Origin of the sequence: Terribium retamae (genome assembly GCF_022347545.1) — a bacterium.
Classification (GTDB): domain Bacteria; phylum Pseudomonadota; class Alphaproteobacteria; order Rhizobiales; family Rhizobiaceae; genus Mesorhizobium; species Mesorhizobium retamae.
The window spans coordinates 328154-348049 of record NZ_JAKREW010000001.1 but is presented as its reverse complement, the minus strand read 5'-3'; the positions used below and the strand labels follow the sequence as shown (position 1 = coordinate 348049).

Annotated in this window: 19 protein-coding genes and 1 tRNA gene; 4 read left to right on the top strand and 16 right to left on the bottom strand. The window is 59.7% G+C overall.

Going from position 1 to position 19896, the window contains the following annotated elements:
• The first annotated feature begins 92 nt into the window (after positions 1–92).
• A complete protein-coding gene (locus L4923_RS01575) occupies positions 93–722 on the top strand; it encodes a hypothetical protein (RefSeq protein WP_239361579.1) in 630 nt (209 codons plus the stop codon).
• 82 nt (positions 723–804) lie between these two features.
• Here the strand turns inward: L4923_RS01575 and L4923_RS01570 are convergent, their stop codons facing one another.
• Positions 805–1164, bottom strand: coding sequence for a YybH family protein (locus L4923_RS01570; RefSeq protein ID WP_239361578.1), 360 nt, complete (start codon positions 1162–1164; stop codon positions 805–807).
• A gap of 47 nt (positions 1165–1211) precedes the next feature.
• Here L4923_RS01570 and L4923_RS01565 point away from each other — a divergent pair, with 47 nt between their 5' ends.
• Positions 1212–1547, top strand: coding sequence for a PilZ domain-containing protein (locus L4923_RS01565; protein WP_239361577.1), 336 nt, complete (start codon positions 1212–1214; stop codon positions 1545–1547).
• 553 nt (positions 1548–2100) lie between these two features.
• On the opposite strand, the gene L4923_RS01560 is transcribed toward L4923_RS01565, so the two are convergent.
• The 8 genes from L4923_RS01560 to L4923_RS01525 form a co-directional block, all read right to left on the bottom strand.
• Positions 2101–2919 carry an MBL fold metallo-hydrolase gene (locus L4923_RS01560; RefSeq protein ID WP_239361576.1) on the bottom strand — a complete coding sequence of 273 codons (819 nt, stop codon included), beginning with the start codon at positions 2917–2919 and terminating at the stop codon, positions 2101–2103.
• Between the two features lie 3 nt (positions 2920–2922).
• Entirely contained in the window at positions 2923–3717 is a 795-nt protein-coding gene (locus L4923_RS01555; protein ID WP_239361575.1) for a TatD family hydrolase, read from the bottom strand.
• Complete coding sequence (gene metG, locus L4923_RS01550; protein WP_239361573.1) at positions 3717–5267, bottom strand: methionine--tRNA ligase; 1551 nt, start codon at positions 5265–5267, stop codon at positions 3717–3719. Before metG ends, L4923_RS01555 begins: the two co-directional genes overlap by 1 nt.
• A gap of 81 nt (positions 5268–5348) precedes the next feature.
• Positions 5349–6404 (bottom strand): DNA polymerase III subunit delta', encoded by a 1056-nt coding sequence (locus L4923_RS01545; protein WP_239361570.1) that lies wholly within the window; start codon positions 6402–6404, stop codon positions 5349–5351.
• A complete protein-coding gene (tmk, locus tag L4923_RS01540; RefSeq protein WP_239361567.1) occupies positions 6401–7075 on the bottom strand; it encodes a dTMP kinase in 675 nt (224 codons plus the stop codon). Before tmk ends, L4923_RS01545 begins: the two co-directional genes overlap by 4 nt.
• A gap of 298 nt (positions 7076–7373) precedes the next feature.
• Positions 7374–8546 carry a D-alanyl-D-alanine carboxypeptidase family protein gene (locus tag L4923_RS01535; RefSeq protein WP_239361565.1) on the bottom strand — a complete coding sequence of 391 codons (1173 nt, stop codon included), beginning with the start codon at positions 8544–8546 and terminating at the stop codon, positions 7374–7376.
• A gap of 82 nt (positions 8547–8628) precedes the next feature.
• A complete protein-coding gene (locus L4923_RS01530; protein ID WP_239361564.1) occupies positions 8629–9822 on the bottom strand; it encodes a septal ring lytic transglycosylase RlpA family protein in 1194 nt (397 codons plus the stop codon).
• Positions 9823–10088: 266 nt separating this feature from the next.
• Positions 10089–10178, bottom strand: a tRNA-Ser gene (locus L4923_RS01525).
• 203 nt (positions 10179–10381) lie between these two features.
• On the opposite strand from L4923_RS01525, the gene L4923_RS01520 reads away from it, so the two are divergent.
• Both L4923_RS01520 and rimO read left to right on the top strand, forming a co-directional pair.
• Positions 10382–11068: a TerC family protein gene (locus tag L4923_RS01520; protein WP_239361563.1), complete on the top strand. Its 687-nt coding sequence runs from the start codon at positions 10382–10384 to the stop codon at positions 11066–11068.
• A 176-nt stretch (positions 11069–11244) separates the two neighbouring features.
• Positions 11245–12561: a 30S ribosomal protein S12 methylthiotransferase RimO gene (gene rimO / locus L4923_RS01515; protein ID WP_239361561.1), complete on the top strand. Its 1317-nt coding sequence runs from the start codon at positions 11245–11247 to the stop codon at positions 12559–12561.
• A 79-nt stretch (positions 12562–12640) separates the two neighbouring features.
• Here rimO and L4923_RS01510 read toward each other — a convergent pair whose 3' ends face one another.
• From L4923_RS01510 to L4923_RS01480, 7 genes are all read right to left on the bottom strand, one after another.
• The gene (locus tag L4923_RS01510; protein WP_239361560.1) at positions 12641–13708 is read right to left on the bottom strand and encodes a BMP family ABC transporter substrate-binding protein; all 1068 of its coding nucleotides are present in this window, start codon (positions 13706–13708) and stop codon (positions 12641–12643) included.
• Between the two features lie 50 nt (positions 13709–13758).
• Positions 13759–14679: an ABC transporter permease gene (locus L4923_RS01505; protein ID WP_239361559.1), complete on the bottom strand. Its 921-nt coding sequence runs from the start codon at positions 14677–14679 to the stop codon at positions 13759–13761.
• A 1-nt stretch (position 14680) separates the two neighbouring features.
• The gene (locus tag L4923_RS01500) at positions 14681–15796 is read right to left on the bottom strand and encodes an ABC transporter permease (protein ID WP_239361554.1); all 1116 of its coding nucleotides are present in this window, start codon (positions 15794–15796) and stop codon (positions 14681–14683) included.
• Entirely contained in the window at positions 15793–17367 is a 1575-nt protein-coding gene (locus L4923_RS01495; protein ID WP_239361552.1) for an ABC transporter ATP-binding protein, read from the bottom strand. The genes L4923_RS01500 and L4923_RS01495 overlap by 4 nt, the downstream gene beginning before the upstream one ends.
• Before the next feature lie 122 nt (positions 17368–17489).
• A complete protein-coding gene (locus L4923_RS01490; protein WP_239361549.1) occupies positions 17490–18467 on the bottom strand; it encodes a quinone oxidoreductase family protein in 978 nt (325 codons plus the stop codon).
• Position 18468: 1 nt separating this feature from the next.
• Positions 18469–19236 carry a phosphatidylcholine synthase gene (gene pcsA / locus L4923_RS01485; RefSeq protein WP_425530900.1) on the bottom strand — a complete coding sequence of 256 codons (768 nt, stop codon included), beginning with the start codon at positions 19234–19236 and terminating at the stop codon, positions 18469–18471.
• A gap of 35 nt (positions 19237–19271) precedes the next feature.
• The gene (locus L4923_RS01480) at positions 19272–19886 is read right to left on the bottom strand and encodes a DUF1326 domain-containing protein (protein WP_239361547.1); all 615 of its coding nucleotides are present in this window, start codon (positions 19884–19886) and stop codon (positions 19272–19274) included.
• Positions 19887–19896: the final 10 nt, after the last annotated feature.

Below are 19896 nucleotides of genomic sequence, written 5' to 3'. Positions count from 1 at the left end.
AAAGACTTTGCTGCGAGGTCGTATCGATAAGCCATCACATGCGTTGTGCAGGCGTCCTCATATCGCGCGCAAGTTTCCATCGAAACGCATAGATGACCAAGATTGCCCCAGACCCTCGCGGGAGGCTTGTCATAAATACCCTCGTAGATCGTTTGTGTTCGGTCGCCGGCGTCGCTCCATTCCACCGTGATTGCGGACCGAAAGTGACCGTATATTGGACAGATCCTATGCCGAAAACGTCGGTGGTACCTGACGTCTGCTCTGCCCAGGTGGATGTCTCTTCGGCGAAGCTTGTGGCGAATGTGACGAAGCCGCAAAGGAGACAGATGGGCCATTTGATCAGGACCTTCCGAAACGGAAATCCTCGAAGGTTCAATTGGAACAATGCGCCACCACTTCGCTGGATTTCACCGGCTGTCCGGTTTCAGGACGACAAGTTGGCTGAGGCCAATAAATGTATATATTCCAAAACCATGAGCACTTTTATAAAACTGATTGTATCCGCGATTTTGGCGGTTTTTACCAGTCTAATTGTCGCCGGGTTGTTTCTGCCCATCTACGGCATTTTCGAAGGCGGTACGCACAATTGCTTGAGTGATGGCATTGGAGAATGTGTTTCTTTCATTCCGATGAGCGCGCTGATTTATGGACCGTTGTTCTCCATTGCCGGGATTTTTATCGGTACGCCCGTTTTTATGATGGTTCTCGGAAGGCGTGATTGATGTGTAACGTCGTTGGGGGCGCAAGGGTAGAAATGTCGCAATTGCGGCTCAAGGGCAGGGTGACGCAAGGTTGAAATGGGACCTAACTTTTAGAGCCGGGATAGAGCGCCGGATGATCAATTACCCAAAGCCATGATCCGTCGGATTGCTGCCGGGCGACTTCAACGGTGATGGTCCCGTCCGGAAGCCGGGTTGACGTAATAGCCAGATCTCCATTCCTTAGGACACGAGCCTGCGCTCCCGGCTCTACGAAAGGTACTGTTTCAAGGAAAGCTCGAAACGCTTTGCCAATGGCAGTTCTGCCTGAGGCAATCTCTCCACCAGGCAAAGCCATGACTGCATCCTCTTCATAGAGCAACGCAAGTCCATCAGCGTCTCGAGCGATCAACCGTTCGACCAGGAGCCGTGGTAGATCTTCCGGCCGTTCGGCAATTTCTGTCATCGAACTCTCTTCATTCTTACGGCGGGGATTAGTTTAGCAGGTTTGGCATGGAATCTGCTTCGTTCCTGTCAGGAATGAGAGGGAATGTCATGAATATCGTTCAGGAATCTCCTAAGAATGCGCGGAGCGAGGTAGAGCAACGCGGCGAAACACGTCATCGCGTGCTGAAACGCGGTGTTTTGACCTTCTTTGGCGGCTATTGCACCCGCGAAGCGACAGTTCGCAGTCTGTCCCCAAATGGGGCAAAGCTGGATTTTGATAACACAGATGGTGTCCCGCAAATTTTCAGTCTGACCATAGGGGAAGGAAATGTTGCCCCGCGCATGGCGAGGGTTCGTTGGCGGTCACTGCGTTCGCTCGGTGTTCAATTCGTGAGTGAATAAGGCAGCTGGGGGCGAGGTTTGTGAGTTTTGTTATCCGCCCCGTCAGTCCGGACGACGCGCGCGATGCGCTTGAAGCCCATCATTCAGCAGTCCGCACGACAGCCGCCTGTGACTATTCTGCCGAGATTGTCGAGCATTGATCCAAAAGCTTGAACACACTGCACGAGAGAGGCCTTAAGGAACTGAACCTGCATTCGTCCGTCACGGTGCATGCGTTCTACACAGCCATGGGCTACGACACTCTGGAGTGGGGCGAGCACCTGCTTGGCTCAAGTGTCAGCAGGCCTGCGTTTTCATGCTTAAGACGCTTTAGAAAACGGCCATGAAGTTCAGGCCGGTTTTCTTTCGCTTGACGCAAGAGCTACACGAATAAAAGTCGCATAAGATAGATTATGGAACTTGCTGGTGTGGGGCGAATGGTTGAGTTGAGTCGCGTGCCATTGCGCTTTGTGCTGCAATACGCGCCGCCACACAGTGATGCAGTCGCAAGCGATCACTAGACGATAAACTCTCTCCAAGCCGAGCTTACTGCGCGTGTAAGCAAGTACGTGTTTCACATTGAATTGTATGGGATTTCGATGATCATCCCATCAAACGCCGGTTCAACATTCTCGGGCGTTTCAGTTTGCACGGCTGTATAGTCCAACGGGACATGCATATGGGTCAGCACAGCTCGCTTTGGCGCGAGCCGTTCTATCCACGACAACGCTTCAGCCAGCGAAAAATGGCTCGGATGTGGTTTGTATTGCAGCGCATCGATGATCAGGACGTCGAGATCGTTCAATCGGGCGGCGGTCGATGCCGGAAAATCGGACACGTCCGGGCAATATGCCAGTTGGCCGAGACGGAAGCCGAGAGAAATGATGTCGCCATGCACTTGCGGCAGCGGCTCGAAGGTGAGGGCACCCCCCTCTCCTCCCACCACGAATGGCTGGCGGTGCTCGATGAGATGTGGCCGCAAAATTGGCGGATAGGAGCTTCCGGGTGGCGTTTCGAAACAGTAGCCAAAGCCCTGTTTAAGGCGTCCCATCGTTGGTCCGTCTGCGTGGATATCCATCAGGCGGTTCTGGCCGATGACAAAGGTGCGCAGATCATCGATGCCATGGATGTGATCGGCATGCGCATGCGTGTAGATCACGGCATCGATGTGCCTGACTGACGCCATCAGCATCTGGGCGCGGAAATCCGGGCCGGTGTCGATAGCAACCGTGGTCCTGGCGCCATCGGCTTTGATGCGCTCAACCAGTGCCGCGGCGCGCATGCGGCGGTTCTTGGGATTGGCAGGATCACAGTTGCCCCAGTCGCCATTCAGGCGCGGCACGCCCGGTGACGAGCCGCAGCCAAGAATGGTGACGCGGAGCCGATCAGTCACAGATCATCCGCCCTGTTGCGCCAGTCGCGGCATTTTCGAGAACAGGCGAAAGAAATTGCCGGTGGTGATGCGAGCGATTTCGTCCTGGCTAACGCCGATCGTTTCCGCCAGAACCCGTGCCGTGTCGGCGACATAGGCCGGCTCGTTGCGCTGGCCGCGATGCGGCACGGGCGCAAGATAGGGCGCGTCGGTCTCCACCAACAGCCGGTCACGCGGCACGTCCTTGGCGATTTCCCGCAGCTCGGCCGAATTCTTGAAGGTCAGGATGCCGGACAACGAGACATAACCGCCCAGTTCCACGCCGACCTCGGCCAGCCGTCGGCCGGAGGAAAAGCAGTGCAGGATGAAGGGGAAGGCGCCCTTCCCTGTCTCGTCCCGCAGGATCGCGATCATGTCGTCGTCGGCATTGCGCGCGTGGATGACCAGCGGCAGTCCGGTCTGGCGGGCGGCTGCGATATGCACACGGAAGCCTTGCGCCTGTGCGTCTCGTGGTGCCTTATCATAGAAATAGTCGAGACCGGCCTCACCGATTGCGACTACCTTCGGGTGTTCGGCCAACCGAACGAGCTCTTCCGCCGTGATGTCGAGTTCCTCGGCCGCATTGTGCGGATGGGTGCCGACGGAGCAGAAGACTTCATCAAAAGTCTCAGCGATTTCAAGGATCTGCGGGAAACGCTTTACACGCGTTGAAATCGTGACCATACGACCGACGCCGGCTGCGAGGGCGCGGGCAACGATGGCCGCCCGCTCCTCGGCGAAATCCGGAAAATCCAGATGGCAATGGCTGTCGACCAGCATCAGGCTGTCGCTTCCGGCTGTTCGATATAACGTGGGAACACCGGCTGGGGCGCCGGCAACGCTGTGCCGGGCACAAGTGCATGTACGTCGGTCAGGTGCTCGAAATCGCGTCTATCTGCAGCGACCGCCAACGTATCGAGCAGCTTCTCGGCCGATCCCGGTATGTAGGGCTGACACAGGATACCGACCCGCCGAATGACCTCGGCCGTCGTCCACAGAACCGTTTCCATGCGTGCCGGATCGGTCTTCTTCAGCGCCCAAGGCTCCTGTGCCGCGAAATAGCGGTTGGCGTCAGCGACCACCGTGAAGATCGCGGCCAGCGCCTGGTGGATGGCCTGCTCGCTCATTGCCTTGCGCGCTATCGCCAAAGCCGCACTTGCCTGTTCGAGGATGGCCGTGTCGGCTTCGACAAGAGTGCCGCGCTGCGGCACCACGCCATTGCAATTCTTGGCGATCATCGACAGCGAACGCTGCGCCAGATTGCCGAGATCGTTGGCGAGGTCGGCATTGGTGCGGTTGACGATCGCCTCGTGGCTGTAGCTGCCGTCCTGGCCGAACGGCACTTCGCGCAGGAAGAAATAACGGACCTGATCGAGGCCGTAGTGATCGACCATCGTGAACGGATCGATGACGTTGCCGACCGATTTCGACATCTTCTCACCGCGGTTGAACAGGAAGCCGTGGGCGAATACGCGCTTCGGCAGCTCGATGCCCGCAGACATCAGGAAGGCTGGCCAGTAGACGGCGTGGAAACGCACGATGTCCTTGCCGATGATATGCGTTGCCGGCCAGTAGCCCCAGGATGGAGCTTGGGTGTCTGGATAGCCGGCTGCGGTGATGTAGTTGGTGAGTGCGTCCACCCACACATACATGACGTGTTTTTCGTCGCCGGGTACAGGGATGCCCCAGTCGAAGGTGGTGCGCGAGATCGAGAGATCCTTCAGTCCCGATTTGACGAAGGAGGCCACCTCGTTGCGGCGCTCGGAAGGGCCGACGAAGTCGGGCTGGTTCTCATAGAGCGCCAGCAGCTTGTCCTGGTAGGCAGAGAGGCGGAAGAAATAGCTTTCCTCCTCGACCCACTCCACAGGCGTGCCTTGCGGACCATAACGGACGTTGTCGGCACGGACCTCGGTTTCTTCTTCGCCGTAATACGCTTCGTCGCGCACCGAATACCAGCCGGCATAGCCACCCTTGTAGATGTCGCCATTGGCCTCCATCGCCTTCCAGATGGCCTGTGAAGAGGCATGGTGACGCTCTTCCGTGGTGCGGATGAAATCGTCATTCGATGCGTTGAGCGCCTGCCCCATGCGCCGGAACTCGGCAGCATTGCGGTCTGCCAGTTCGCGAGGCGTGATTCCTTCCTTCTTGGCCGTCTGCAGCATCTTGATGCCGTGCTCGTCGGTCCCGGTCAGGAAAAAGACGTCCTTGCCGTCCAACCGCTGGAAGCGGGCAAGTGCGTCTGTTGCGAGCAATTCGTAGGCATGGCCGATATGCGGCTTGCCGTTCGGATAGGAAATCGCAGTGGTGATATAGAATTTCTCACGGGACATGGTGGGCCGTCATGAATGTCTGAATGGAAGTTGTGGCGTGGATATCGCATCGGCATGGCGAAAGCCATCCCGGGAAGGCCGTCACATTCGCATCGCAGAATTCAGGCGGTCGATCATCGTGAGTGCGTGCTGCTTCTTGTCGAGATTGTACGTCTCGGTTTCAGATATAGCGCGCTGGGCGTCTTGCCAAGTGTCGGACAGGAGTTTGGCGCGTCCGAGGTCTCCAGCGATGGCGGATGAGCTTGCCGCGCCCGACAACAACTCCAGGGCATGGCGATTGAAGGTCTCGAAAGGTATCGCCTGGTCGCGACCTGCCACCGTTTCAGCCAATTTATGGGCGGTGGCGACGTCCACCCTGCCCGCCAGGGCCAGTTTTTCGAGCGCCGCAGCAATTTCCAGCCCGCCATATTGCGTGAGCAGAACGGCAGCACGGGCACTGCCCCCTGCCCGCTCTGCGAGCGCCGCGCGCTGGGCGGCATCATCCGGGATCGCCTGCCCGATCGCGTCGAGCACCGCCATCAGATCCTGCCCACCGAGCGGTGCCAGCCTGAGCACCTGGCAGCGCGAGCGGATGGTGGGCAGCAGACTGCCCGGAGCATGGACGATCAGGACGAACAGCGTGCGTGCAGGCGGCTCCTCAAGATTTTTCAATAACGCATTGGCAGCGTTTGTATTCATGTCATCGGCCGGGTCGACGATCACGACCCTGTAGCCACCATCGTGCGATGTCATCGACAGGAACTGTCCGACCTTGCGGATCTCGTCCACCGTCACCACGCTCTTGAACGCTTTGGTTCGGTCATTCATCGGCCGGGTCAGATGAAGCACGGATGGGTGCGCGCCCATCGCGATCTGCCGGAAAAGCCCCGATGCGGGATCGGGAATGGCTAACGTTTCCGGTGCCTGCCTGCTGTTTGGATGTTTCAACAGGTGATGCGCAAGGTGGAAAGCAAGCGTGGCCTTTCCAATGCCTGCGGGTCCACACAGCATCAAGGCATGTGGGAGCTTGCCATTGCCGTAGGCTGATGCGAGCGCCGCGGTGATGTCTCGATGGCCAACCAGCCGCGGGTTCTCCGCGGGCTCGGGTATGTCGTCCAGCGTATCGTGCTGTTCGGGCGCGAGCCGCTCGAAACTCATGCCGTCGCCTTGTGGTTGGTTTTTGCGAGCTTGGCCTTGTCCAACATCGCAAAAACGGCGTCTGTCACAGAGTGTTCGACCGTGTCGGCGTCACCGGATGCATCGATGACCACGCAGCGCCTGGGCTCGGCTTTGGCAATGGCCAGATAGGCATCGCGGCGCTGCTGATGAATAGCCAGCGTTTCCTTCTCGAAGCGATCAGGCGTTTCGCCGGGATTGCGGCGTGCCGTTGCGCGGCGCAGCCCCTCTTCCGGATCGATGTCGAGGATGAGGGTGAGATTCGGCACCATGCCATTGATGGCAACACGTTGCAGCGTGTCGATGAAGATCGGTTCCAGGCCGCCGGTGGCACCCTGGTAGACCCGCGAGGAATCGATGAAGCGATCGCACAGAACAATCGCACCACGCTCCACAGCTGGCCGGATCACCTGCTCGACATGGTCAGAGCGGGCCGCGGCGAACAGCAGTGCTTCCATTTTCGGCCCGAAGGATTCTGCGGCACCTGACAGCAAAACGTGCCTTACGGCCTCAGCACCCGGCGACCCACCTGGCTCGCGGGTGACCAGGACATCATATTTCTTGGCGCGCAATCGCTCGGCCAAACGCTTGATCTGCGTCGACTTGCCGGCCCCCTCGCCGCCTTCGAATGTGATGAAGAATCCGTTCGCCAAACACTGCGCCTCGGTTGTGACCCCGACGTCCAACATAGGTATCCGACGTCGCTGCGACGAGAGGACTAGCGCATCGGCCCGAAAATCGGAACCGATTTTCGGTAAGCACGATGCGCAGACTCAGAGGTGTTGGAGCGTCCTTTGCGCGTCCGATTGGACGCGCGGTGCCCCAATGCATCTTGCCGATCACCTCACTCATAAAGCGGGCCGGCGGAAAGGTCCACAACGCGAGGCTGGAGCCCAACACAAGAATTCGTGCACTTTCCGGGAAAAGTTTATCGGCGTTGCCGCTGCGACCTCACCGCAGCCAGCCGATAGCGAGTTCCTTGACTGCGTCAGCGGCGCGACGCGGCAGGGAGCCGACTTCTACTGTTTCTGCGGCGAATACTGGGGTTTCCTGACTCATCGTGTCGCCGATCCAGACGCGCAGCGTCCCGACCGGTTGGCCGGCTTCGACAGGCGCTGGCAGCGGGCCGTTATAGATGATGCGCGCGGTTACCTTGTCACGGTTGGCAATCGGCAGAAGTAGATCCACCGCACCCTTGGCCTTGAGTTGCACGCTCGATTTGGCGCCTCCAAACACGGACGCCTCGCCGATCACCTCCTCTTTCGCGAAAATTTCGGTCTTTTCGAAGGAGCGCAATCCCCATTCCAGCAGCTTTCGGGCCTCCTCGGAGCGCTCGCGGTCGTTGGCCAGCCCGCTCATCGCAGCAATCACCCGTTTGCCGCCTTGGTTGAGTGTACCGACGATGGCGAAGCCGTCCTGTTCGCTGGCACCGACGGCAAAGCCATCGGCGCCGATATCCATGGCCAGCAGCGGATTGCGGTTGCGCTGGGTGATCTTGTTCCAGGTGAAGTCCTTGAGAGCGAGATACGGATAGAATTGCGGATATTCGCGTGCCAGACGCGATGCCAGCTGCGTCATCTCACGCACCGTCGTCTTCTGCCCCTCTGCAGGCAGGCCGGTGGCATTGACGAAGGTCGAGATCGGCATGCCGATCTGGCGAGCGCGCTCGTTCATCTGCTGGGCGAAGTTCGCTTCCGAGCCGGAGAAACCCTCCGCGATGATGATGCAGCCGTCATTGGCTGCCTGAACGGCTATGCCTTTCATGAGATCCTCGAGCCGGATCGAGGATTTGAGTGCAGCAAACATGGTGGAGGTACCAGATGGCGCGCCGCCTTTGCGCCAGGCGTTCTCGCTGACCACGAAAGTGTCGTCCAGCGTCATGCGGCCGCTTTTGACCGCACTAAAAGCCATTTCGAGCGTCATCAGCTTGGCAAGCGATGCCGGCTGGATCGGCTTGTCGGCCTGTTTGGCAAACAGCACCGTCCCGGTCTCGGCGTCGATCATGAAAGCCGTCGCCGCCTTGGTTTCGAACAGCTGCGCTGCCGCCTGCAATGTCGAAAGCGCCAACAGAGCAAGGCCGAGCAGGCCGGCCAGAACAGAAGAAAAGCGGGATTTAGCAATCATATTGCGACGTTATCAGGATCGCCTGCAACGGATCAATCGTGCAGGCGAACGAACAACAGGCGACTTCCGAACGGCGACCTGCTCAGTCGCGAACGGCGAAGGCGTCCGGCGCGCCGTGACTCCAGGCAGCCTCCAGCATGTTGTCGAGGCTCATGCGGCCATCCTGATAGAGGTTGACCGAATACCAGTCCTTGCCGTCCAGCTTGGCCTGGTCGATCTCGACGCGGCCATAGGCTTTCAGTGCCGCCGCCACCTGTTTTGCTTGCTTTGCGTCGTCGAACGTGCCGGCGGCGACATAGTCGTCGGATGGATCCTCGGGCAGCTTCCAGTTGCCCAAAGCGGCTGCGGGGCCTTCCAGCGCCGCGAAGGCAGCAGCGGAACGTTCCGAGCGCTCAGCGGCATAGTTCAGGCTGGCCATTTCGAACGGCAATTTCGGATTGACGGCAATGTCTGGCCGTGACGGTGCGATCGGCCCAACGTCCGGAAGCGCGACACCGTCGACGCCGACGGGTTGCGTGGCCGGGGTCGGCTCGGGCGACGAAGACACATCCGTCAACTGCCCGGGGAACGGAACCGCGGCGGCGCTGGCACTCAAAGGTGCAGTTGGCATCGAACCATTCATGGCCACCATCACACCGGTCGGCAGGCCGTCGGACGGGTCGGGCATCTTGTTGCCAGGATGATAGGAGGCCAGGAGATAGGAATCGTCATTGCCTTCGAGCGGCGCGCGGCCGACATAATCAACCTTGACCCGGGCGGTGCCGATTTTCGAGTAACCCAACATGTCTGCTGCGCGTTTCGACAGATCGATCAGGCGGCCTTCATGGTAGGGGCCGCGGTCGTTGACACGCACGATGACCGAGCTGCCGTTGTCGAGATTGGTGACACGCGCATAGCTCGGCAAAGGCATGGTGGGATGAGCGCCGGTGAGCTGCGACAGGTCGTAGACTTCGCCATTGGCGGTCAGGCGGCTGTGAAAGGCCTCGCCGTACCAGGAAGCCGTTCCGGTCTTGGAGTAGCGCTTTTCTTCCTTTGGATAGTACCATTTGCCGCGCACCTGATACGGCTTGCCGACTTGGTCTCGCCCTCCTCCGCGTCGCATGGCGACACGCGGGCTGGCCTTCACGCCATAGGCGGATTCGGCGAAATACTCCTTGGAGCGTTTCTTGCTCACCATGCTTTTAGGTTGGGGCGACGCGCAGGCAGCGAGAAGACCGGCCGAGGCGGCCAACAGCACATAGGTGGAGATGCGACGAAGACGCGCCGAACTTGGCATGCTGGAACTGTCCCCTCCGAACAACGGCGACGCTACTCAAACACAGGCGAAGCCGAAGCGCTTCGTATGACAAGCTTGTCCGACGCCTCGATCCCCAGAGCCCCATTTTTGCGCAGGAATTGCTTATCAGCCTCTTAACCGACTATGGTTCGAACCTGGCGAGATTGTGGCGGAATGGCGGCGGGCGCCTTGATCGCGTTGGTGCTTGATCGAGCAATTAGATTCCAGGAAGCAGCCTAGGATGGCTAACGAGACGGAAGAAATTTTGGCGGAGGGAGTGGGATTCGAACCCACGGTGACATCGCTGCCACGCCGGTTTTCAAGACCGGTGCCTTAAACCGCTCGGCCATCCCTCCAGAGTTCGGCTCATAGCGAGGCATTGCCCTGGCTGCGCCAAACTCACTGATGTGCCGGCTTTAGCGCTTTCCTGTTCCCAGCGTCAACGGTATCCACTCTTTGATTGCAGATATCTGCGGTGGCGCGACAAGCGATGCTTGACGCCACAGACTGATCCACGTAGGGCCAAATTTACAAAACCCGATGAGGAGCGCTCCCTTCGATGGAAATCTTCACCGCAGCTGGTTTCTCGGCCCTCCTTCAAGTCATCGCCATCGATCTCGTTCTGGCCGGTGACAATGCGATCGTGATCGGCCTTGCTGCGGCTGGACTTCCCAAAGACCAGCGCAAGAAGGCGATCCTCGTTGGTATCGGCGCAGCCACCGTGCTGCGCATCATCTTCGCCTTGATCACCCAATGGCTGCTTGCGATCGGCCCGATGCTGCTCATCGCCGGTGGCCTGCTGCTTCTGTGGGTGTGCTGGAAGATGTGGCGGGAACTGCGCGTCACGCATGAAGAAGAACATGAGGCCACCGAGGCTCTGGACGATATCGACAGCGGAAAAGCGACCTCCGGGCCTGCGCGCAAGACCTTTGCCCAGGCTGCCTGGCAGATCGTCATCGCCGACGTATCGATGTCGCTCGACAACGTTCTTGCCGTTGCCGGTGCCGCGATGGAGCACCCGACGGTTCTGATTATCGGTCTTGCCCTGTCGATCGCCTTGATGGGCTTTGCCGCTTCCTTCGTAGCGCGCTTGCTCCATCGTTACCGCTGGATCGCCTATATCGGCCTGCTGATCATCCTCTACGTTGCACTCAAGATGCTGCTCGACGGCGCGGTCGAGCAGTTCCCGGAACAGTTCCAGTTCCTTACCCCGTGGTTCGGCAAGGCTGCCGGCGCTGCGCATTGAGGCAAGGCGGCTCTTGCCCCCGCCCTGCCCCCTTCGGGCAAGGTGCGGTTTGCTTGAGTTTGGAACTGTGCTATTGCGCCGCTGAATTGAGCGCCGCTTGAGGCGCACCAACAGAAAATCAGAGATTTCCGGCCGGCCCTTCAAGGGTTCCGGCCCGCATCCATTGGAACGCCACGATGACCGCAGCGCCCCGCATCAGCTTTGTCAGCCTCGGATGCCCGAAAGCACTTGTCGATTCCGAGCGAATCCTGACGCGGCTGCGTGCGGAAGGCTATGAGATATCCCGTAAGCATGACGGTGCCGATCTGGTCGTGGTCAACACATGCGGCTTCCTTGATTCCGCTCGCGATGAGTCTCTCAACGCAATCGGAACAGCACTTAAGGAGAACGGCAAGGTCATCGTCACGGGCTGCATGGGCGCCACCCCTGAGCTGATCCGCGAGAAACATCCCAATGTTTTCGCAATCACCGGTCCCCAGGCCTATGAGAGCGTGATGGAGGCCGTACATGAAGCGGCACCGCCGGCACACGATCCGTTCACCGATCTGCTGCCGCCGCAGGGCGTCAAGCTGACCCCCCGGCATTACGCCTATCTCAAGATTTCAGAGGGTTGCAACAACCGCTGCACCTTCTGCATCATCCCCGATCTGCGCGGCGACCTCGTCTCGCGTCCAGCTGCCGACGTGCTGCGCGAAGCCGAAAAACTTGCCGCTGCCGGCGTCAAGGAACTGCTGGTGATCTCGCAGGATACCAGCGCTTACGGCGTCGACATCAGATATGCCTCCAGCCCGTGGAAGGACCGCGAGGTCCGCGCCAAATTCCTCGATTTGTCCCAGGAACTCGGTGAGCTCGGCATCTGGGTGCGCATGCACTACGTCTACCCCTATCCGCATGTCGCCGACGTCATCCCGCTGATGGCGGAAGGCAAGATCCTGCCCTATCTCGACATCCCCTTCCAGCACGCCTCGCCGCAGGTTTTGAAGAACATGCGGCGCCCTGCGCATGGCGAAAAGACGCTGGAGCGCATCCGCTCCTGGCGCGATATCTGCCCGGACCTTGCCATTCGCTCGACCTTTATCGTCGGCTTCCCCGGCGAGACCGAAGACGATTTCGAGATGCTGCTCGACTGGCTAGACGAAGCCAGGATCGACCGCGCCGGTTGCTTCAAATATGAGCCGGTGAAGGGTGCGCGCTCGAACGATCTCGGTCTCGAGCAGGTTCCGGACGAGATCAAAGAGGCGCGCTGGCATCGCTTCATGCAGCGTCAGCAGAAGATCTCCGCGGCGCAGCTGCAGAAGAAGGTGGGCAAGCGCCTGCCCGTCATCATCGATGAAGCGAATGGCACGGTCGCCAAGGGCCGCACCAAATATGACGCGCCGGAGATCGACGGTTCGGTTCACATCCAGTCGCGGCGACCGCTGCGCGTCGGCGACATCGTCACCGTCAAGGTCGACCGCGCCGATGCCTATGATCTGCATGGCATGGCGGTTTGAACAGCTCTCCAAGCAAAGTTCGGCTGAATAGAAAAAGGGCGCCGTGGGGCGCCCTTTCGATTCAGCCAGCCGGCCCGCATTACTGCGGCAGCTTGTCGTCCACGCCCTTGACGTAGAAATTCATGCCGAGCAGCGTCTTGTCGTCGGCAACCTCGCCTTCCTTCAGCCAGGCAGTGCCGTCCTGCTTGGAAATCGGGCCGGTGAAGGGGTTCCAGCCATCGGCGATCTTCTTCTGAGTGGCCTCGGCCATGGCCTTCACGTCGTCGGGCATATTGGTGTAGGGCGCCATGAAGACCGCGCCAGTCTTGATGCCCTCCCAGCGATCCTCGGGCTTCCAGGAGCCATCCAGGACCTTCTCAACACGCTCGATGTAATACGGACCCCAATCGTCGACGATCGCGGTGTACTGCGATTTCGGCGCGAACTTGATCATATCCGATGCCTGACCAAAGCCATGCAGGCCGCGTTCCTGGGCAACCTGGAGCGGCGCAGTGGAATCGGTGTGCTGGACGATGATGTCGGCGCCCTGATCGAAAAGCGCCTTGGCGGCGTCAGCCTCCTTGCCCGGATCGAACCAGGAGTTCACCCACACGATCTTGGCCTTGAAGTTCGGGTTGATCGACTGCGCGCCCAGCATGAAGGAGTTGATGCCCATCACCACTTCCGGGATCGGGAAGGAGACAATGTATCCCGCCACGCCGCTTTTGGACTGCTTGGCTGCAATCTGGCCGAGGATATAGCGACCCTCGTAGAAACGGGCATTGTAGATGCCCATGTTTGGCGCCGTCTTGTAGCCGGTGGCGTGTTCGAACTTGATGTCCGGGAACTTGTTGGCGACCTTCAGTTCGGCGTCCATGAAGCCGAACGAGGTACCGAAGATCAACTTGCAGCCTTGACGCGCAAGGCGCTCGAAGGCGCGCTCGGCATCCGGACCTTCCGCAACGTTTTCGAGATAGGTGGTCTCGACCTTGTCGCCCAGCTTCTTCTCGACCGCGAGACGACCCTGATCGTGCTGGTAGGAGTAACCGAAATCGCCGATCGGGCCGACATAGACCCAACAGACCTTCAATTTGTCCGCGGCTTCAGCGGAGACGGCAACGGACATCGCCGCTGCCGTTGTCATCAGGGCAATCAGTAGTTTTTTCATGATGTTACCTCTCTGGATTAACCTTGCTATGCTTCTGTTTTTTCAGGTTGTCAACGATCCGGAACAAAAGCCTGCCCGAGCGATGCTGGCGTGTTCATCATGGTGAGGCGCTTGTTGCGGGAGATAATGACGAGCACCACGATGGTGGCGAGATATGGCAGCGACGACAGGAACTGCGACGGGATTGGAATGCCGAAAGCCTGGGCATGCAATTGGCCGATCCAGACCGCGCCGAAGATGTAGGCGCCGGCGAGCACGCGCAGCGGCCGCCAGGACGCGAACACCACCAGAGCCAGCGCGATCCAGCCGCGGCCCGCTGTCATGTTCTCCACCCATTGCGGCGTGTAGACGAGCGAGAGGTGACCGCCGGCAAGGCCGGCGCAGGCGCCACCGAACATCACTGCCAGATAGCGGTATTTGATAACTTGGATACCCAAGGCATGCGCCGAGGTGTGGCTGTCGCCAATGGACCGCAGGGTGAGTCCCGTACGGGTCTTGAACAGGAACCACGACACGCCGAACACCAGCGCAATCGAGATGTAAAAGATCGGATCCTGGCCGAACAGGAGTTTGCCGATCACCGGCAGGTCGGTCAGCAGCGGGATGTAGAGGTTGGGCAGCCGTTCACCCGGCAAGCCGACGAAGCCGGTGCCGAGCATTCCTGACAGGCCTAGCCCCAGCAGGGTCAACGACAGGCCGGTCGCAACCTGGTTGGTGGCGAGCGACAATGTCATCACCGCGAACAAGAGCGAGAAAAGCGCGCCGACAACGATGGCGGCGGCGAGGCCGATCCAGGGCGAACCAGTCAGATAACCGGCACCGAAGCCGGCGACCGCCCCCATCACCATCATGCCTTCAACACCGAGGTTGAGCACACCGGAACGTTCCACCACCAGTTCGCCGATGGCTGCGATCAGCAGCGGCGTGGCAGCGGTCGCGATGGTCAGGAGGATGCTGACGGTGATGTCCATGTCAATGTGCCTCCTCGAGCTTCGGCGCAGTCTCTAGTTTCGGAGTCGGCGCCAGGCCGACGAGCCGGATGCGGTAGTGAATCAGCGTGTCGCAACCCAGGACGAAGAACAGCAGCATGCCCTGGAAGACGCGCGCCACCTTGTCGGAGATGCCGAGCACACTTTGTGCCGCCTCGCCGCCGAGGTAGGTCAAGCCGAGCACCAGGCCTGCGGCAACGATGCCGAGCGGATTGAGACGGCCAAGGAAGGCAACGATGATGGCGGTGAAGCCGTAGCCGGGCGATATCGAGGGCTGCAACTGGCCTATTGCGCCGGATACTTCCGATATGCCGGCGAGCCCCGCCAAGGCACCGGAAAGCATGAAGGCGAAGAACACCATGCGGTTGAAGGAGAAACCGGCGAAGCGCCCTGCCCGCGGGCTTGAGCCAAGCACGCGGATCTCGAAACCTTTCAGCATCCGGCTCATCAAGATCCAGATCAGCACGGCGGCTACCAGTGCGAATACAAAACCCAGATTGGCGCGGCCCGACATCGGCATCAGCTCCGGCAGGACGGCGGACGGATTGAACTGCACGGTCTGAGGAAAATTGAAGCCTTTCGGGTCGCGCCAGGGACCTCGCACCAGCCAATCGAGGAAAAGCTGCGCGACATAGACCAGCATCAGGCTGGTCAGGATCTCATTGGTGTTGAATCGTGTCTTCAGGAAAGCTGGGATCGCTGCGTAAACCGCCCCGCCTATCATTCCCATAACCAACATCAACGGGAGCACGAAGGGGCCCTGCATGTCGGGATAGAGCACGGGAATGACCGAGCCGACGATCGCACCGAATACAAACTGCCCCTCCGCACCGATGTTCCAGATGTTGGAACGGAAGCAGACGGACAAGCCGACGGCGATGAGGATCAACGGAGCCGCCTTGATGGCCAGCTCGTGCAGTTGCCACACTTCCGTGATTGGCGAAATGAAATAGGTGTAGAAGGCCGTCAGCGGATTGATGCCGAGCAGGGCAAACAGGATCGCGCCGGCGACCACGGTGAGCGCGAAGGCGATGAAGGGCGACAGAGCCGAAAATAGCACGGAGCGTTGAGGGCGCTTGACGAGTTCCAGGCGCATCACGCGGTCTCCAGCTTGTGGTCGACATGACCGGGTTCTGAGCCGCCCATCAAAAGGCCGATTTTCTCGAACGTCGCCTCCGCGATCGGGATCGGCTTCGACAGTTCGCCATTGTGCATGACCGCGATGGCGTCCGAAATCTCGAACAGCTCGTCGAGATCCTGGCTGATCACCAGAACGGCCGAGCCGGAGCGTGCCAGTTCGATCAGCGCCTGTCGGATGTGGGCGGATGCACCGGCATCGACGCCCCAGGTCGGTTGATTGACGACCATCACCGTTGGCTGACGATCCAATTCGCGGCCGACGATGAATTTCTGCAGATTGCCACCGGAAAGCGCAGCTGCTTCAGGATCTGGAGCGCTTTTGCGAACGTCCATGGCCTTGATGATGCGTTGCGCGGCCTCATAGACCGCACCGTTCCTGACCATGCCGGCAGAGCCGACAAATGCCTTGCCGTCTGTGGCGTAACGCGACAACAGCAGGTTCTCGGACAGCTTCATGCGAGGCGCAGCACCATGCCCCAGCCGCTCTTCGGGCACGAAAGCGGCGCCCAGCAGGCGACGGCCGGTGATATCCAGCTTGCCGGCGTCCTTGCCTCGGATGCGCACGGCATCTCCGCTGGCTTGTTGCACCTCGCCGGACAGCGCTTCGAACAATTCACCCTGGCCATTGCCGGCAACGCCCGCGATGCCAAGGATCTCACCCGCCTTCACGGAAAGCCAGATGTTCTTGAGCGGCGTGGAGAACGGCCCTGCTGGCTTCCGGCTCAGTCCGCAGACGCTCAGCAATTCCTGCGCACCATCAAGTTTGATCGGCGTTCGTTCGGCCGACTTTACCTCGTTGCCAACCATCATGCGGGCTAGCGAAGCAGCCGTTTCCTCGCGCGGATTGCAGTGACCGACCACTTTGCCGTGGCGCAGCACGGTGGCGCGGTCGCACAGGCGCTTCACCTCTTCCAGCCGGTGCGAGATATAGAGGATCGACTTGCCTTCGGCGCGCAACCTTTCGAGTGTTTCGAACAACTTATCGGCTTCCTGCGGGGTCAAGACCGAAGTCGGCTCGTCCAGGATGATCAGTTCCGGTGCCTGCAGCAGGCAACGAATGATCTCGATGCGCTGGCGTTCGCCGACGGACAGGTCGCCGACAAGCGATTCCGGGTCGAGCGGCAGGCCATACGAATAGGAAAGCGCTCTCGCCTTCGCGGCAATGGTGCCGATTGGCGCGCCGTCATCCAGCGAAAGCGCTATGTTTTCCGCCGCCGTCAGTGCTTCGAACAAGGAAAAGTGCTGGAAAACCATGCCGATACCGAGCTTTTTTGCAACGCTCGGACTGGTCATCCTGACCGCTTGTCCGTTCCAGAGGATCTCGCCGGAATGGGGCTCCAACGAACCGAACAGCATCTTCACCAGTGTCGACTTTCCGGCGCCGTTTTCGCCGAGGAGCGCGTGGATCTCGCCTTTCTTGATGGCGAGGTCGATATGGTCGCACGCCGTCAGACTGCCGAATATCTTCGTCAGTCCGCGAACCTCCAGCAGGTTCGCAGCACCTTCTTGTGCACTCACAGTGCCTCCCATTCGGTTTTTCCGAATATGTTTTGTGTTCCCGCAATCATCGTAGGCAGCAGCGGCTCAACTCCGATAGCAGCACGCAAATTGAAAGAGCTTCAAGAATTTCAGCAAGACGACGGCACCTATGCTCACGGAATAAGCACAGTTGCTCCCGTCGTCTTGCGCCCTTCGAGATCGGCTTGCGCTCTTCCGGCGTCTTTCAAAGCATAGGTCTGGTTGATCTTGATTTCGACAATGCCGTTCAGCACCACATCGAACAATGCCTTTGCCGAGGTCTCGAGATCCTCGCGCTTGGCGTTGTAGACGAACAATGTCGGCCTCGTGGCAAACAGCGAGCCCTTCTGGGCCAGCAGCGCGATATTGAACGGCGGGATCGGGCCGGAGGATTGACCAAAGCTGACAAAGGTTCCCAGAGGGCGCAGGCAATCCAGTGAACCGGGAAATGTATCCTTGCCGACGGAGTCGTAGACGACATCGCATTTGCGGCCGTCTGTCAGCCGCGCGACCTCGCTGACGAAATCCTGCGTTCGGTAGTCGATGACATGGTCATAACCATGAGCCCTCGCCAGCTCCGCCTTTTCCGGCGAGCTGGCTGTGCCGATCACAGTCGCACCAAGATGTTTGGCCCATTGACCGAGGATCACGCCGACCCCGCCTGCGGCTGCGTGATAGAGGATCGTGTCGCCCGGCCTGACCTTGAAGGTGCGCCGCACCAGATACTCAGCCGTCATGCCCTTGAGCATCATGGCGGCGGCCTGTTCGTCACTGATGCCGTCCGGGATCGTCACGACCCTGTCGGCGGCGATGACACGCTGTTCGGCATAGGCACCGGTGTTGATGACGTAGGCGACGCGGTCGCCCACTTTCAGCCCTTCGACACCTTCGCCCAGTTCGAGGACAATGCCAGCCGCCTCGCCACCAGGAACCAGCGGCAATCCATTGGGCGCAGGATAGAGACCAGTGCGGAAATAGATGTCGATGAAATTGAGGCCGATCGCCGTGTGCTTCACCAAGATCTGGCCAGGGCCAGGGCGACCGGGATCGGCATCTTCATAGACCAATGCCTCGGCGCCGCCATGGGCGTGGATACGGATTGCCTTGCTCATTTCAAACTCTCTTGGCGCCGAGATTGGGGAAGAACTGCATGACGCCGCCAATACAGAACAGGTAGATGCCGGTCAGGCTGATGCCGATCTTGGTGAACACGCTGACCTGTTCGCCAAGAACGCCGATCTGATTGTAGAAGTTGGCGAGCGCGGACTGCGCCAGTGCCAGCGCTCCGAATGCGCACCAGAGCAGCGTAACGGTGAGATTCACCGGCCGCAGGCGCACCACGCGTACCGGGTGGAGGAAGTTGATCGGCACGAAAGTCAGAATGCCGGCGATCACCACCACGGCAAACGATACCCATTGCCCCGGTTCGATGACGAACAGCGTGAACACCACCATGTTCCAGACGACCGGAAACCCCTTGAAGAAATTCTCTTTCGTCTTCATGCCGGTGTCGGCGTAGTAGATGGCGCTCGACACGACGATGATGGCGGCTGACAGGAACGAAAGCCCCTCGCCCATGAAACCGCGCTGATAGAGCGCGAATGCCGGGATCAGCACGTAGGTCACATAGTCGATGATGTTGTCGAGCAGTTCGCCCGACCAGGTCGGCAGGATTTCCTTCACCTCCAGCTTGCGCGCGATCGGCCCATCAATGCCATCCACAAACAAGGCGAGGCCCAGCCACCAGAACATCGCAGTCCAGCGTTGCTCGCTTGCCGCCACCAGAGACAGGAAAGCCAGGAACGAGCCGGATGCGGTGAGCAGATGGACGGAGAACGCCCTCGCCTGCGGCCACGTCACCTTCTTCTTCGGGCGCGGGATACGCTCGGCGATCTTTTTTGCTGTTGTTTTCTTCTTCACGGGCCCCGCCAATCCAGCTTGCAGATCTCGGCCGAGCGGCCAGCGAAATTCCAGTTGCGGCCGAAGGCGCGCATGCGGCTCTTATCCGATTTGGCGACGATGATCTCGGGCGCAATCCAGTATTCGGAGTTGCTGATCACGGTGTCCTTCCCTCGCGTCTTGCCCGGAACAGGCGTCACCGCTCCATCGATGACTTTTGGGATTTGGAAAACACGCGTGCGATCCTGCGTCTCATAGGTGATCGGTACCTGCTCCACGCCGAGGAACTTTCCAACCAGGATCGATAGCAACGAAGTCGTGCCGCCGGCTTTGCCGGTGAATATCTTGGTGAAGGCCTTCACTGCGTGGATCGACGCCCGCTTGTCGATGAACAGACCGGCCGTCCAGTTGCCGCGGCTCATATAGCCTGGGATTTCCATGATCAGCCCGAGATTGAGGCCGGAAAGGTCGACCTCGCCGAAATGGCCGGCGTCGATTCGGAACCCGGCCCAGGTCTGACAGTAACCTTCCGTCGGCGGGTGATTGCCGAGCGAAAGGACGCAAGGACAAAAAACCGTGCAATTGCAGGAAAGTACGAGCTCTCCCTTCATCGCCCAGCTGTGGTCGGTCATCGCGGCATGT

What these genes read in the sequence shown, in the direction of transcription:
- L4923_RS01575 (WP_239361579.1), top strand. Translation starts at nt 93, where the DNA reads ATGACCAAGATTGCCCCAGACCCTCGCGGGAGGCTTGTCATAAATACC.
- L4923_RS01570 (WP_239361578.1), bottom strand. Translation starts at nt 1,164, where the DNA reads ATGACAGAAATTGCCGAACGGCCGGAAGATCTACCACGGCTCCTGGTC.
- L4923_RS01565 (WP_239361577.1), top strand. Translation starts at nt 1,212, where the DNA reads ATGGAATCTGCTTCGTTCCTGTCAGGAATGAGAGGGAATGTCATGAAT.
- L4923_RS01555 (WP_239361575.1), bottom strand. Translation starts at nt 3,717, where the DNA reads ATGCTGGTCGACAGCCATTGCCATCTGGATTTTCCGGATTTCGCCGAG.
- metG (WP_239361573.1), bottom strand. Translation starts at nt 5,267, where the DNA reads ATGTCCCGTGAGAAATTCTATATCACCACTGCGATTTCCTATCCGAAC.
- L4923_RS01545 (WP_239361570.1), bottom strand. Translation starts at nt 6,404, where the DNA reads ATGAGTTTCGAGCGGCTCGCGCCCGAACAGCACGATACGCTGGACGAC.
- L4923_RS01535 (WP_239361565.1), bottom strand. Translation starts at nt 8,546, where the DNA reads ATGATTGCTAAATCCCGCTTTTCTTCTGTTCTGGCCGGCCTGCTCGGC.
- L4923_RS01530 (WP_239361564.1), bottom strand. Translation starts at nt 9,822, where the DNA reads ATGCCAAGTTCGGCGCGTCTTCGTCGCATCTCCACCTATGTGCTGTTG.
- L4923_RS01520 (WP_239361563.1), top strand. Translation starts at nt 10,382, where the DNA reads ATGGAAATCTTCACCGCAGCTGGTTTCTCGGCCCTCCTTCAAGTCATC.
- rimO (WP_239361561.1), top strand. Translation starts at nt 11,245, where the DNA reads ATGACCGCAGCGCCCCGCATCAGCTTTGTCAGCCTCGGATGCCCGAAA.
- L4923_RS01510 (WP_239361560.1), bottom strand. Translation starts at nt 13,708, where the DNA reads ATGAAAAAACTACTGATTGCCCTGATGACAACGGCAGCGGCGATGTCC.
- L4923_RS01505 (WP_239361559.1), bottom strand. Translation starts at nt 14,679, where the DNA reads ATGGACATCACCGTCAGCATCCTCCTGACCATCGCGACCGCTGCCACG.
- L4923_RS01495 (WP_239361552.1), bottom strand. Translation starts at nt 17,367, where the DNA reads ATGGGAGGCACTGTGAGTGCACAAGAAGGTGCTGCGAACCTGCTGGAG.
- L4923_RS01490 (WP_239361549.1), bottom strand. Translation starts at nt 18,467, where the DNA reads ATGAGCAAGGCAATCCGTATCCACGCCCATGGCGGCGCCGAGGCATTG.
- L4923_RS01480 (WP_239361547.1), bottom strand. Translation starts at nt 19,886, where the DNA reads ATGACCGACCACAGCTGGGCGATGAAGGGAGAGCTCGTACTTTCCTGC.